Here is a 13456-nt window from a genome sequence, read left to right as displayed (position 1 = left end):
GCGCAGCCCCCTCCACTGCGCGGTACCGCCCGCGCGGGTTTGCCTGCGCGAATTTCCTTGGTCTGAACTTATGTGACAGGTGAGGCTGATGTGAACCGCAGCGGATAACAATGTGGAAACCCTGGGCAAACTGCGGGTGAATCAGCCGGTGTTACTGGCCCGCCCCTCGAACCAGGAGAAGTCCCACCCCTCGGTCGGTACGGCGGCACCTTCGGCCACGCCCTCCATGATCGCAGGATGCTGCCTGGCGCGACCTGCCCGCGGAGACGACGGAGCGGATCATGGACATCCTGCGGGGGCGGTGCGGCGGTCGGCGCCGTGCGGCACCCGCTGGTCACCGGCAGGGGCTGATCAGAGACGGGGCCGCCAGGGCGTACGCCTCCCCGGCGGTCGGCGCATCGAGCATGCCGGCGTCCAGCAGCCGCCCCTGGGCGAGGGCGTTGATCTCGGCGTGCGCGAGGTCCGTGCCGGCCGACCCGGCGGGGCGTCGGTCTCCCGGCTGCGATCGCGCCCGGCCGCGATGGCGTTGCCCTCGGGGTCGTACAGCACCGCGCCGATGGGCCGGCTACCGGCCCGCAGCGCTTCCCAGGCCGGCTCGAAGGGCAGTTGCCAGGCCGTGGGGAGGGCCGTCATCCGGGGCGCCCGCTCTCGGGCCCGCCGAGGACGAGGAGGATGTGCTCGTCGTCCCCGTGCCGTACGGTGCCGGACCGCTCGAAGCCGTGTCTCTCCAGCATGCGGACGGAGGCGGTGTTGCCGTGGAAGGGGTCGGCGTACAAGGGCCGTACGCGATCGAGCTCCAGGAACAGACCGAGGGCGCGGGTGCCGACGCCACGTCCCCAGTACGGCCGCCCGAGCCAGTACCCGACGAACCGCCGCTCGCCCTCCGTCCACGACACGACGCTCCCCGCGACCTCACCGCCCACGGTGACCGTGCGCACGAGGACGTCGGGATCGCCCAGCACGCGCTCCCGCCAGTGCCGCAGGAAGGCGTCCTGCGGCCGGGGCGTGAACCTCGACCGCCGGACGGCCTCCGGGTCGTGCTCATAGGCGAGGAAGAGAAACAGATCGTCGTCCGAGACGCCCCGCAGCCGCACGTCGTCATCGGTGGCATCCGTCGCATCCGTCGCATCGGTCGCATCCGTCATGCAGGGCAGTGTGGCAGCCGCCACTGACAACGCGTCCCCACCTGCGGTTACGGCACCAGCGGCCGGACTTCCTCGGCGGCGAACCGCACGAACCCCTCCGGGTCCGGCTCGTCCCCGGTCGGCTGCAGCACGACGGTGTCGGCACCGGCGTCGACGAGCCGCCGTACGGCCGCGGCCACGGCCGCCGCATCGCCCGCGACCCCGACGCCCGAGGCCGACTCCAGTCCCTCGTCCGCGAGTTCGACCCGCAGCCGGGTCTCGGCGTCGGCCCCCGTGGCGGCGAGCAGATAGACGACGACCGGGTGATGTGCACCGCGCCCCGCCTCCTTCTGCCCTTCCTCGATGAGCCGCCGGGCCTGCCGTACGCCGTCCGGGGACGTGGAGGCGGTGAGTACGGTGCCGTCGGCCTTGGCGCCGGAGAGGCGGAGCGTACGCGGCCCGGTGGCGCCGGTGAGTACGGGCACCGCCTGCTCGGGTGGCCAGTCGAGGGCGACGTCGTCCAGGGTCACGTACCGCCCCCGCACGTTGAGCCGCTCGCCGCCCAACAGGGCGCGCAGGGCGTCGAGATGCTCGCCGAGGAGGGTGAGCGGTGAGGCGGCGCGGGCGCCGACCTGGCCCATCCAGTCCTGCACACCGTGGCCGACGACGAGGGTCGCCCGGCCGGGGAACATCCGGTGCAGGGAGGCGGCCTCCATCGCGGTCAGGGCCACGTTCCTGAGCGGCACGGGCAGCAGTCCGACCCCGACGCGCACCCGCTCGGTCCACGCGAGCGCCGCGGCGGCGGTCGAGATCCCGCCCTCACTGAAACAGTCCTCCCACAACCACAGTTCCTCGAGGCCCGCATCATCCGCGAGACGGGCCACCGCCCGCAGTCGCTCGGGCGGAAGCTGGGGACGGAACACGACACCGAGTGCAGTCATGGATGCCTTCCTAGTGGGGAGTAGGTGGTGTGGCAACCGGGTTTCTGTCACTGGCGAGTTGGCGGACCACGCCCGGCGGATGCGGGAGGGGACGAGGCGACATGGCACGACGGTGGCGGGACGGAGCCGGAAGGCTGATCGTGCCGGGAGGTGAGGGCGGCGGGTACCCGGTGAGCCTCCCCCTGGAGATCGCGGCCTCCTACCGGGCCCGGACGAAGGGACTCCTGGGCCGGGACGCGGTGGACGGGGCGCTGTTCCTGTCACCGGCGAGCGGGGTCCACACGTTCGGCATGCGCATCCCGATCGACGTCGCCTACCTGGACCGCCGCCTGACCGTCCTGGCCGTCCGCACGATGCGCCCGGGCCGCCTGGGCCTGCCCCGCCTACGGGCTCGGCATGTGCTGGAGGCGGAGGCGGGGGCGATGGCGGGGTGGGGTCTGCGGGCGGGGGTGCGCGTGGGTGTCGACGTCGAGGGCGATACGGGCGGTGCCGGTGGCTCGGACTGAGGGCGTCGCGTTGTCAGTGGCACGCCCTAGCATCGCGGCATGAAGGCTTCAGGGACATTCAAGGTCGAGGAGTTCACTCCGGCGGAGGTGCGGCTGCCGGAGCCGGTGGTCGAGACGGCGGTGCCGGTCGGGGTGGCCACGATGCGGAAGCGGTACGAGGGTGAGGTCGCCGGGGTGTCGCAGACGCTGTTCACCGCGGCGTACGACCAGTCCAGCGGGACCGGCACCTATGTCGCCATGGAGTCCTTCGAGGGGACGCTGGGTGAGCTGAGCGGCACCTTCAATTTCGCCCACTCGGCGACGGCCCTCGGGGAGGGAAGAGAAGCCGAGTTCTTCGTGATCGTGCCGGGGAGCGGGACGGGGGCCCTGACCGGGATCCGAGGGGCCGGCGGTCTGCGGATCGACGCGGACGGCACCCATCGGATCTCTTTCGAGTACGAGGTGGGTGACGGCGGTTCCTAACAGTCCACCGCCTGCGCCACTGCACTATGCCGCTCTGCCGCGACGCGGAGCAGGATCTCGCGGAGTGATGCGCGGGTACGGCCCCGCGGCAGGCCACGGTCGGTCGTATCGGACGCATGCCTATGTAGTGGTAGTTCCCACTGACGTTGACGGAAGTGTGCCGCCTTGCCTCCCGGCGGTGACTACTGGCTTCGCGGGAACGACACCTCGACCCGTCGGTTCTTCCGCCGGCCCTCCTCGGTGGAGTTGTCGGCGATCGGGTACTGCTCGCCGTAGCCGCGGACCTCGAAGGTGACGTTCGGGTCGTTCAGGTCCTGGTCCAGGACGGCCTGTACGGCGTTGGCGCGCTGCCTGGACAGGATGTCGCCGTGGGCGGACGAGCCCAGGTTGTCGGTGAAGCCGAAGACGCGGATCTGGGTCGCGTTCTGCTTCTTGATCTCGTCGGCGATGGTGGCGATCCGGGACCTCGCGTCGTCACTGAGCTTGGCGCTGTCCTTGCCGAAGAGGACTTCGGCTTGGAGTGCGAAGGTGACGTCGGCGTTGGTGTCCTCCCGCCGCTCGTCCCCGCTCTGGTCTTCCACGACCGACTTGATGTCCAGCACCTTGGGCGTGGCGAGGGTGGCACCCTCGGGGAGCTTGAGGTCGGGGTCGGTGGGGTCGATCTTCACCGGGGCGGTGGCGGAGGGTTCGGTGACGGGGGGCTGACTCGGGTCTGTGTCGTCGGCCCGGGCCGGGGTGGCGGTGAGGACGAGGACGGCGGCGGTGAGGGTGAGGGCGAGGCGGGGGGTGGTCACTTTGGCCTCACCCGGAGATCTTGATGGTGGCGGAGGAAAACGTCGGCAGCTGGAATTCCACTTCGGCCACGTTCGCGGGGGGCGCCGGGAACTGCATGAAGACGGCCAGGGTGGCACCGGCCTTGAGTGTCGAGAAGCCGGTGGTCGTCAGCGGCCGGCCCTCGGTGTCCCGTAGCACGTAGTACCGCTTCTTGCCTTGCGAGTCGACCAACGTGGCCCCGCCCAGGGACTTGCCGTTCTTGATGATCTCTGTCTCATTGCCGCTCAGCGCGGAGGGGATCACCAGGCTTTGCGCGCCATCGTTCTTCAAGGTCCCGTTGACCGTCACGAAGCCGCCCGCATCACGTTGAGCGGAGGTGATCTGGAGCAGCAGGCCGTCCGACCCCTTCAACTCGGCGAGCGGCTGGTCCGACTGCCCTTCCTGGGCGCTGGGGTCAGAGCCGCTTGTCCGGGAAGCGGACGCGGAACTCTCCGGCTTCTTGTCGTCGCCTCCACCGCTTCCACCGCAACCGGCCACGCCGACGGCCAGACCAGCCGCAACGGTCAATGCGACCATTCCCCTGCGGGCCTTCGCAGTGAACCGAATGCTCATCGCTCCGCTTCCTTCGTCATTGGTCGTGCACTCGTCAGTCGGCCAGGTGGACGTCGAAGAGGTCTTCGGGCTTCGGAAGCCCCGTCGTGTCGTCCGGCTTGAGATGCCAGACCTTGTGGTTGCAGGTGAGTTGGGGCAGCGCATCGCCGTCGGCCCCCTCGCCAGGGGGCTTGAAGGTGCAAAGGGACTTGATCTCGGCAGTGGCGGAAGCCTTTGACCGGAAGTTCTCCGACCCCGGCACGACGGACCGGCCTACGGACTTGTTGGTCTGCACGTCGACCCGGTACTTCAGCAACCCCGGTGGAAAGCAGTTATTCAGTACGGCATCGTTCTGCTTGGCGAGTTCGCCGGCTCGTTGGCACGGGTTGGCGAACGTCACCTTGCCGTCGAAGATGTCCTGCCACTTCTCCGGGTCGGCCAGAACATTGATCCACTGGGCCGTGAGTTGGTCCCGCTCATTCTGGGCCGCCGCGAGTGCTGCCGAGTCGGCAGCGGTCTGGGCCCCGCTCCGGTTCACCGATGCCTGGCCGACCGCAAGGTACGCCAACGCAAGAAAGAGCAGGCCCGCCACCACCGTGATGTAGATGGGGAAGGCCTGCCCTGCGTCGCGGGGTGGAGGAATCAGCCGCCGGTTACCTCGGAGATCTTGCTCGTGATCGCGTCGAAGATCGTCTGCCCGATGCTCGTCCCCGTAATCGCCAAAACGATCGCCACCACCACCGCGATAATCCCCAGGTACTCCACCGCCGTCTGCCCCCTGTCGCCGCGAGCGGCGCGGGCCTGCAGGTACGCGGCGGTGGTGTTGAACCAGTTGCTCATGGTGGTCCCCTCCGGGTTCGCCTCCGATCTCGGCAACGTACGGTTCGGCGCTCCGGTCGCCCAAGGGTCCCAGGGCCCAACCCCGGACCCATTTCCCCCGCCGTCCGCTCCCCCGCACCCTCATCTCAAGCCACCCCCAGCCACTTCGCGGCCGCCTGGGACCTGGTGGTGGTGTGGAGTTTGGCGAAGATGCGGTTGATGTGGTTCTTGACCGTCTTCTCGGTGATGAAGCACGCGGCGGCGATCTGCTGGTTGGTCATGCCGGACGCGATGAGGTCCATGATCTCCGCCTCCCTCGCACTCAACCGGAAACGTGAACGGAACGACTGTCCCACGGAGGATTGCAGTTGCGAAAGACTTTGGGGCGAGTTTTTCCCTAAAAATTGCGGGAGTTGAGGTTCAGCGTGTGCAGGTGCACTTGCCTGTAGGTCCATCAGCAACGCCTTCGCCGCCCCTGGAGTGACATGCGGCCGGCCCTCCCGGACATCCCGCACCGCCCTCACCAACTGCTCCGTCGTGAATTCGCCGTGCACCAGATATCCACCCGCCCCCAGCCGCAACGCCTCCCGCACGGTCTCCGTCTCGTGGCTGTAGGTGAGCATCATGACCGGCGCCAGCCGCACCAGGTGCGGCAATGCCGAGATTCCGTCGACTCCGGGCATGCGGACGTCGAGGAGGATGACGTCCGGCCGGTGCCGCAGCGCCGCCTCGTACGCCTCGCGGCCGTCCGCCGCCTCCGCCACCACCGTGGTGTCCTCCCGGTCCGAGAGCAGGGCCGTGAGCCCCGCCCTGACCACGGGGTTGTCGTCGGCCACCAGCAGGCGCAAGGGGGGAGGAGCGGGTGTGGGGGCCTCCGGCCAGGGGTGTACGTGCCGCATGGTGACTCCTCTCAGGGTTCCCGGGGGGATGGACCGTCGCTGTCCAGCGCCGACAGCGGAAGTTCCACGCGGACCTCCGTGCCCCGCGCGTGGCCGCCCTTGCCGATACGGATGCGGGCGCCCGCCTGTGCGGCCCGTTCCACCATGCCGAGCAGGCCGAAGTGGCCGCAGCTGCGCAGCCGTTCGAGGGTGATGCCGGGTGGGAGACCACGGCCGTCGTCGTGGACGGTGAGGCGGAGCAGGTCGCCGTGGACGGCTGCGTGTACGTCCACGTGGGTCGCGGACGCGTGCCGGTGGGCGTTCTCAAGCGCCTCCGAAACGATGGAAAGCAGGTGACGGGCCGAGGCGGACGACACCGGGGGGAGGGCCGTATCGGCTCCGGTGGGCCAGTCGCAGGTCACCCGCAGGCCCGTGCGTGCCGCGAATTGTCCGATGCTGTAGGCGAGTTCCTGCCACAGGGGCTGTTCCTCGGGCATGACAGCCGGCTCGCGCCGCAAGTCCCTGAGCAGTTCCCTCGACTCCGCCGCCGCCCTGCGCGCCGAGCGGGACACCAGTTCCGCCTGCTGCCGGATGCGGTCGCGGTCGGGCACGTCGGTCGAGGCCGTCGCCGCCAGGCCGTCCGCCGCCAGGGCCACGCCGTAGAGCGTCTTGGCCACGGAGTCGTGCATCTCGCGGGCCAGTCGGGCGCGTTCCGCGCTGACCGCCTCCGCCGCCGCGAGGCGCGCCTGGACCGCCGTCAGGGCGTGGGTCGCGGCGCCGAAGCGGAGCATCAGGTTGCGCAGGGTGGAGCCCATCGCGCCGGCGATGACGCACAGGCCCGGGAGGAGGAGCGCTTCCGCGACCGGCGCGTGGCGGTCGGCCTTCAGGGTGGCGTGGACCAACAGCAGGATCAGGGACTGGAGGGAGGCGAAGCACGCCGCGCCCCGCCAGCTGTAGACCAGCCCGGCCAGCAGTGGGGTGCACACGCTGACGTAGGCCAGGGTGGTGTCCGGGCCGGCCGAGATCAGGAGGAACGAGCCGAAGAGGGTGTCGGCGGCCAGGAGGCTGGGGTGGCGCAGGAGGAGCGGGCCGAAGCGCTCCCAGTCGCGGAAGAGGACGTAGGACACCATGAAGGTGACGACGACGGCCGCGCCGACCAGGCGGGCGCCCAGGCCGGGGGCCGCGTGGAGCAGGGCTGCGGGGGCGGCCAGGGCGATCATGGCCAGGCGGAAGCCGAAGACCTGACGGCACATGGCTTGCAGCGCGCTGACCTGGATCTTCATGGAGGGTTCGGGCGAGGCGGCCGCTGTAGCGGACGTCGCTTTCGCACCACTCGGCTTCGCACGGCGTACGAACCAGCCGGTGATTCCCGTCCACCACTCACCGGCGGACCTGCCGCTCCGCCCCGTCACCCCGGCCACCGCCACCGCCGCCTCACTTCCCCGTGAGCGAGCCGAAGTCCACGCCGGAGCCGAGCAGCAGGCCGGCGCCCAGCAGCAGCATCGTGGCCGGGACCATGAACGTGGTGATCATCAGCGTGGCCTTGGGCACCGCGCGGGCGGCCTTGCGGCGGGCGTTCTGGGCGTCGGTACGGCGCATGTCCTTCGCCAGGGACACGAGCGTGTCGACGATCGGCGCGCCCAGTTCCTCCCCTTGCTGCAGTGCGGTCACGAACATCGCGACCTGTTCCGAGTCGTTGCGGCGCCGTAGCTCCGCGAAGGCCTGGCGGCGGCTCATGCCCAGGTCCATCTGGCGCAGGGTGATGCGCAGTTCGTCGGCCCACGGGCCCTCGTAGCGAGAGGCCACGCGGTCCAGGGCCTGGCGGAAGCCGAGCCCCGCGCTGACCACCACCGCCAGCACGTCCAGGAAGTCCGGCAGCGTGCGCTCGATGACGTCCTTGCGCACCCGGATCGCCGACCAGATGCCGACCTCCGTCCAGAACGCGCCGAACAGCAGCAGCAGTACGGCTACGACCCACTGGCCACGGAGCAGGAACACCACGCAGCCCAGCGCACCCAGCGCCCCGTACACCGCCCGGCGGGCCGCATAGCGGTCGATGGTCAGGCCGCCCGGGTTGCCGGCCTGGTCGATCTTGCGGCGGTACTTGGCCACCAGGCGCGGGCCCATCAGGCGCAGCACGGCGGGGGCGTAGCGCATGCCCATCCGGTCGATGACCGAGCCGACCGCGCCGGTGCGGGTGGCGCCGACCTCCAGGGCGAGGGCGAGGTCGCCGGGGAGCTTGGCGTCCGCGCGGTACATGCGGATGCCGGCGAAGGCGCCCCAGACGGCCACGCCCGTCAGCAGTGCGAGCAGGAGTCCCACCATCAGGCCGGTCCCCCTCACACATCGATCCGGCTCAGCCGCCGGATGAGGACGAAACCGACCGCGTACATGGCGAAGGCGACGATCACGCAGCCCTGGCCGACCGGTGAGCCGGTCATCCGGGCCAGCGCGCCGTCCTTCACGGCGTTCATGAGGAAGAGCGCGCCGACGCCGAGGACGGGGACGGCGTACGACGTCATGGTCACCTGGGAGAGCTGGGTGCGGATCTCGCGCCGGGTCTCCTTGCGTTCCTCCAGGGTCTCGGTCAGGTTCCGCAGAGCCGATACCACCTGGCCGCCCGCGCGGTTGGACAGGATCAGGGTGGTGACGAGGACGACCAGCTCCCGGGACGGCAGCCGGTCCGCCAGCTCGCCGAGCGCGTCGTCGAGGGACTGGCCGATGGCCAACTGGTCGGAGACCTTGGCCAGTTCCTCGCCCGCCGGGGCCTCCAGCTCCTCCGCCGCCATGCCGATCGCGGTGCGCAGGGCGAGGCCCGCCTGGGTGGCGTTGGCCAGGATGCGGGCGAGTTCGGGGAGTTGGTTGATGAAGCGCTCGATGCGTTTCTGCCGCTGCCAGTTGAGGAACTGGACCGCCGCCCAGATGCCGAGGAGGCCGGCGAGCGGGCCGAAGAAGGGGGCCAGGGTGGCCTGGCCGATCAGCCAGAGGGCGGCGACCGTGGCGAGCATGTAGACGAAGAACTCGCCCGGGGTGACGTCGAGACCGGTCGCGGCCAGGCGCAGTTCCAGCCACCGGCCGAAGCGGGTACGGCGCAGCCGCCGGTCCAGGTCGCGGAAGCGGCGCCTGCGGCCGGTCGCCGGTACCGGGCCGGTGTGCGAGAGGCGGTCCACCAGGGCCGCACGCTGGGACCGGCCCGAGGCGTAGGCGTGTACGCCGGCCACCGCCAGGACGCAGGTCAGCAGCGTCACTCCGGTGGTGAGCTGGACGAGGGTGTGGAGTTCCATGGGGCCTACCTGGCTTCTCGGGTGGCGAGCTGGTCCGCGGAGTGGGCGACTCCGAAGGCCTGGGGGATGGGCTGGCTCGCCATGTAGAGGCGGTCGGCGCTGCGGCGGGGCAGCGGGAAGTACTGGAAGCTGCCGTACACGCGGCCGTCGGGAGTCATGGGCTGGGCGTCGAACCGGGCCACGGTCGCGATCCGGTACGGTTCCCCGCCGTGGCTGTCGAGGAGCGCGATCTCGGTGATCCGGCGGGCGCCGTCGGCGAACCGGGTGAGCTGGACGATGACGTCGACCGCGCTGTTGATCTGGTCGTGCAGGGCTACGAAGGGGACCTCGACGTCGGACATCGAGGCGAGGGTCTGGAGCCGGGTGAGGGCGTCCTCCGCGCTGTTGGCGTGCACGGTCGCCAGCGATCCGTCGTGGCCCGTCGACATCGCCTGGAGCATGTCGAGGGACTCGCCGCCGCGGACCTCACCGACCACGATCCGGTCCGGGCGCATCCGGAGGGAGTTGCGGACGAGGTCGCGGATGGAGACCTGGCCCTTGCCCTCGACGTTCGGCGGACGCGACTCCAGGCGGACCACGTGCGTCTGCTGGAGCTGGAGCTCGGCGGAGTCCTCGATGGTGATGATGCGCTCGTGGGACGGGATCAGCCCGGACAGGGCATTGAGGAGGGTCGTCTTCCCGGTGCCCGTCGCGCCCGAGACGATGATGTTGAACTTCGCCTGCACCAGCCCCGCCAGCAGGTACACCATGTGCTCGTCCAGGGAGCCGAAGGAGATCAGCTCCTGGAGGGTGAAGGAGCGCGGGAAGCGGCGGATGGTGAGGATCGGACCGGTCAGCGACAGCGGCGGGATGATGACGTTGACGCGCTCGCCGGAGGGCAGGCGGGCGTCCACCATCGGGTTCGACTCGTCGACCCTGCGGTTCACCGTGGAGACGATCCGCTCGATGGTCTGCATCAGCTGGTCCGCGGAGACGAAACGGAGCGGCAACTGCTCTACCCGGCCGCCGCGTTCGACGAAGATCGCGTCGGGGCCGTTCACCATGATCTCGGTGATCGAGGCGTCTTCGAGGAGGGGCTCCAGGATGCCGAGGCCCAGCGCCTCGTCCACCACCCGGCGGATCAGCTGCGAGCGCTCCACGGTCGACAGCACCGGGCCCTCGCGGCTGATGATGTGGCCGAGCACCCGCTCGAGCCGCGCCCGGCGCTCGGCCGCCGCCAGCGAACTCATCTCCGCGAGGTCGATCTCCTCCAGCAGCTTGGCCCGGTAGGAGGCGACCAGATGCCCGTCCTCGCCCCGGCTGCCGTGCTCCTCCGGAGTGCTGATGCGTGCCCGCAGGCTCATGTCGGCATCTCCTCGGTCAGTGGTCGAGCGGCATGGTGGCGGACTGGGTGGCGTAACCGAAGTCCCAGGCGATCCTCGGGATCTTCACCTTGGCGGTGACGGTGACCGAGCCGGCGTCGCCACCGCTTGTCCCGCACGTCACGGTGAGTGCGCCGCTGACCGCCTGTGCACAGGCCGCCTGTGGGTCCTGTCGCAAAGAGGCCGCCCGCGCCCCCGCCCGCGCCGCCGTACTGGCCTGCTCGCCGGCGTAGGCGATGGCCCCGATCTGGATGCCCGCCATGGCCACGATCAGCAGGATCGGGATGAACCCGAGGTACTCGATGGCGACTTGACCCGCGTCCCGCCCCGTGCGCCGGTACGACATCTCAGCGCTTCACCTCCTCGACGGCGCCGGCGTGGCCGGTCACCGTGGCCGGGAAGTCGATCAGGCCGGGGAACAGGACGGGTACGTGAAGCCTGACGTCGGCCGTCACATATCCGCTTCCGCCGCAGGACACTTTTGCGCTCCCCTTCCACGCCGCCGACAGGTGCTCGAGCCCCGCCGCCGAGCAGGCCGCATCCCTCGCGCCACCGGGCGCCGTGGCCGTCCCCGCCCGCACCGCCTCGTCCGCAGCATTCCCGGCGAGCGTGAAGGTGTACCCCACGAGCACGGCCTGCCACACGAGCACCAGCGTCAGAACGATCAGCGGCGTCATCCCCAGGAACTCGATGCTCACCTGCCCGCGATCGCGCTCCCGGTCCCCACCCGGCCTCCTCATGACCCGCTCACTCCTTCCGCCGCCGGAATCCGCCCGAGCCGCGCCCGCTCCCGCGATGGCCCGCAGCCCCCTCGGCCGCCTTCACCAGGCCCAGCTCCCCCGCGAGCGCCCACAGCGCCTGCTTCACGGAACTTCGGCTGTCCAGCTCATGCACCCGCCCCGCGTCCACGACGCCCTGCAGTTCCTTGAAGTTGGCGGGTACGGCCGTACGCGCCACCGCTGTTCCGGTGATGCGCTGCACCAGCGCCGGCTGGATCTCCGTACTGCGCGTATGCCGGTTGACGACCACCGTCGTCTCCTCGGCCTTGCGGATCTGCAGCCGGTCCCACATCCGTACCGTCCGCTTGGCGCCGCGCACGGCGACGACGTCCGGCGTGGTGACCAGCAGCGCGGTGTCGGCGATCTCGATGACCGCCGCGCCCGCGCCGCTGAGCTGGGCGCCGCAGTCCACCACGACCACCTCGTAGCGCGAGCGCAGGGCGCTGACCATCTGGCGGGCGGCACGGTCGGTGACCTCCTCGCCGCGTTCGCCCTCGGCGGGGGCGAGGAGCAGGGCGAGCCCGGTGTCGTGGCGGAAGACGGCGTCGGCGAGGACGCGCGGCGAGATGTCGGTGATGGCGGCGAGGTCGACGACGGACCGGCGGAACTGGATGTCCAGGTAGGAGGCGATGTCCCCGGTCTGGAGGTCCAGATCGACCAAGGCCGTCGCTCGCCCGGAGGCCTGCGCGGCAAGGGCGAGCTGAATGGCCGCCAGGGTGGCGCCCGTTCCCCCCTTGGCGCCGCTGACCGTGACGACCGTACCGCCGACTCCGCCGAGCATGTCGGAGGCGCCGTGGCCCAGATGGCGCCGTACCCCCGTCGACCACTGGGCGACGGCCTGGACGCGGCTGGCGAGTTCCTCGTACGACAGCGGGAGCGCGACCAGGCCGCGGGCGCCGGAGTCCATGGCGGCGGAGAACAGACCGGGGCTCGCGTCGGTGGTGACGAGGATGACGCCGACGGCGGGGAAGCGGAGGGCGACCTCGCGGATCAGTTCCAGCGCCGGGACCGGGCCGATCCGCTCGTGGACGACCACGACCTCGGGCAGTTCGTCCACGGACTCGGCGGCGAGGCGGGCGAGGGTGTCGACCAGCTGGGTGGAGTCGCCGACGGGTGGCTGGGGCTCGGCGTCCGGGAGCTGGCTGAGCAGGGTGGTGAGGGAGCGGACGGCGTCCGGGTCCGCGCCGGCCGGGAGGATCCTGGTGGGCATGCGGGCCGCCTCTCACTTGTCCGTCGCGAGTTCGTAGGTGCGGTCCTTGTCCGGGACGCTGGTCTCGCTGCCGGGGGCCACCAGCGCGAGCCGGACGCGCTGGGCGAAGGACTCGGCGTAGGTGATGCGCTGGGCGTCGAGGGTGGACAGCGCGAAGGTGATGGGGACGGCCTCGCTGGGCTGCTGCTGGTTCTTGCTCTGGTCCGGGTCGAGGGCGGTGATCTGGCCGACGTCGAGGACCCGGGCGTCGGTGACGATGATCTTCGACTGGTCCGGGTCGCCTTCCTTCTTTCCGCCGAAGGTGGCGTACACGTTGACGTGCGATCCCGGGGTGATCTTGCCGGCCACGCCCGTCGCCGCGTCGATCATGATGGCGACCTCCTGCTGTCCGGGCTGGAGGGCGGGCTGGTCGACGATCATGTCGGTCTGGAGCAGGGAGCCGGCCCGCAGGGTGGTCACGGCGATCTTGTTCTGGATCTGCCCGAGATCGGTGACGGCGGTGCCGGACAGCCACCGCTTGGGCATGCTGACCTTCTCGAACTGGCCCGGCGACAGCGCGGTGTACGGCTTGACGTCGGACCTGACCCGGTAGGCGGTGACCTCGGGGCCGACCTTGGAATTCACGTCGTGGACGACGGAGAGCACGCCGGCGAACGCGCCCAGAGCGCACAGGACCGACAGGATCAGGAGTATCACGCCGCGGCGCTGACGGGAGTTCATGAGCCGT

17 protein-coding genes are annotated in these 13456 nt (G+C 70.5%); 2 read left to right on the top strand and 15 right to left on the bottom strand.

Going from position 1 to position 13456, the window contains the following annotated elements:
* Positions 1–629: 629 nt before the first annotated feature.
* A complete protein-coding gene (locus tag ACWC0C_RS30840) occupies positions 630–1145 on the bottom strand; it encodes a GNAT family N-acetyltransferase (RefSeq protein ID WP_450867320.1) in 516 nt (171 codons plus the stop codon).
* Between the two features lie 47 nt (positions 1146–1192).
* Positions 1193–2065 (bottom strand): LLM class flavin-dependent oxidoreductase, encoded by an 873-nt coding sequence (locus ACWC0C_RS30835; RefSeq protein WP_450867318.1) that lies wholly within the window; start codon positions 2063–2065, stop codon positions 1193–1195.
* Positions 2066–2166: 101 nt separating this feature from the next.
* Here ACWC0C_RS30835 and ACWC0C_RS30830 point away from each other — a divergent pair, with 101 nt between their 5' ends.
* The gene (locus ACWC0C_RS30830; RefSeq protein ID WP_450867316.1) at positions 2167–2571 is read left to right on the top strand and encodes a DUF192 domain-containing protein; all 405 of its coding nucleotides are present in this window, start codon (positions 2167–2169) and stop codon (positions 2569–2571) included.
* A gap of 39 nt (positions 2572–2610) precedes the next feature.
* Entirely contained in the window at positions 2611–3033 is a 423-nt protein-coding gene (locus ACWC0C_RS30825; protein WP_449195762.1) for a DUF3224 domain-containing protein, read from the top strand.
* Positions 3034–3215: 182 nt separating this feature from the next.
* On the opposite strand, the gene ACWC0C_RS30820 is transcribed toward ACWC0C_RS30825, so the two are convergent.
* From ACWC0C_RS30820 to cpaB, 13 genes are all read right to left on the bottom strand, one after another.
* The gene (locus tag ACWC0C_RS30820; RefSeq protein ID WP_450867314.1) at positions 3216–3827 is read right to left on the bottom strand and encodes an OmpA family protein; all 612 of its coding nucleotides are present in this window, start codon (positions 3825–3827) and stop codon (positions 3216–3218) included.
* A 7-nt stretch (positions 3828–3834) separates the two neighbouring features.
* On the bottom strand, positions 3835–4419 hold the full coding sequence (locus ACWC0C_RS30815; RefSeq protein WP_450867313.1) for a hypothetical protein: 585 nt from the start codon (positions 4417–4419) through the stop codon (positions 3835–3837).
* Positions 4420–4453: 34 nt separating this feature from the next.
* Positions 4454–5041: a pilus assembly protein TadG-related protein gene (locus ACWC0C_RS30810; RefSeq protein WP_450867350.1), complete on the bottom strand. Its 588-nt coding sequence runs from the start codon at positions 5039–5041 to the stop codon at positions 4454–4456.
* Positions 5041–5238: a Flp family type IVb pilin gene (locus ACWC0C_RS30805; protein ID WP_450867348.1), complete on the bottom strand. Its 198-nt coding sequence runs from the start codon at positions 5236–5238 to the stop codon at positions 5041–5043. The genes ACWC0C_RS30810 and ACWC0C_RS30805 overlap by 1 nt, the downstream gene beginning before the upstream one ends.
* 125 nt (positions 5239–5363) lie before the next feature.
* Entirely contained in the window at positions 5364–6116 is a 753-nt protein-coding gene (locus tag ACWC0C_RS30800; RefSeq protein ID WP_449195765.1) for a response regulator, read from the bottom strand.
* An 11-nt stretch (positions 6117–6127) separates the two neighbouring features.
* Positions 6128–7378, bottom strand: coding sequence for a sensor histidine kinase (locus tag ACWC0C_RS30795; RefSeq protein WP_450867311.1), 1251 nt, complete (start codon positions 7376–7378; stop codon positions 6128–6130).
* Positions 7379–7529: 151 nt separating this feature from the next.
* A complete protein-coding gene (locus tag ACWC0C_RS30790; protein WP_450867346.1) occupies positions 7530–8417 on the bottom strand; it encodes a DUF5936 domain-containing protein in 888 nt (295 codons plus the stop codon).
* Between the two features lie 17 nt (positions 8418–8434).
* Positions 8435–9379, bottom strand: a complete 945-nt coding sequence (locus tag ACWC0C_RS30785) for a type II secretion system F family protein (protein ID WP_450867309.1) — start codon at positions 9377–9379, stop codon at positions 8435–8437.
* A gap of 5 nt (positions 9380–9384) precedes the next feature.
* Complete coding sequence (locus ACWC0C_RS30780) at positions 9385–10722, bottom strand: CpaF family protein (protein WP_450867308.1); 1338 nt, start codon at positions 10720–10722, stop codon at positions 9385–9387.
* Positions 10723–10738: 16 nt separating this feature from the next.
* On the bottom strand, positions 10739–11086 hold the full coding sequence (locus ACWC0C_RS30775; protein ID WP_449195769.1) for a TadE/TadG family type IV pilus assembly protein: 348 nt from the start codon (positions 11084–11086) through the stop codon (positions 10739–10741).
* Between the two features lies 1 nt (position 11087).
* Positions 11088–11480, bottom strand: a complete 393-nt coding sequence (locus ACWC0C_RS30770) for a TadE/TadG family type IV pilus assembly protein (RefSeq protein ID WP_450867306.1) — start codon at positions 11478–11480, stop codon at positions 11088–11090.
* Between the two features lie 7 nt (positions 11481–11487).
* A complete protein-coding gene (locus tag ACWC0C_RS30765) occupies positions 11488–12729 on the bottom strand; it encodes an AAA family ATPase (protein ID WP_450867305.1) in 1242 nt (413 codons plus the stop codon).
* Between the two features lie 12 nt (positions 12730–12741).
* Positions 12742–13449, bottom strand: a complete 708-nt coding sequence (gene cpaB / locus ACWC0C_RS30760; protein WP_450867303.1) for a Flp pilus assembly protein CpaB — start codon at positions 13447–13449, stop codon at positions 12742–12744.
* Between the last annotated feature and the right edge of the window lie 7 nt (positions 13450–13456).

The sequence above is a fragment of the Streptomyces sp. NPDC001709 genome (assembly GCF_053596375.1).
This window is presented reverse-complemented; position numbering and strand designations above follow the sequence as displayed.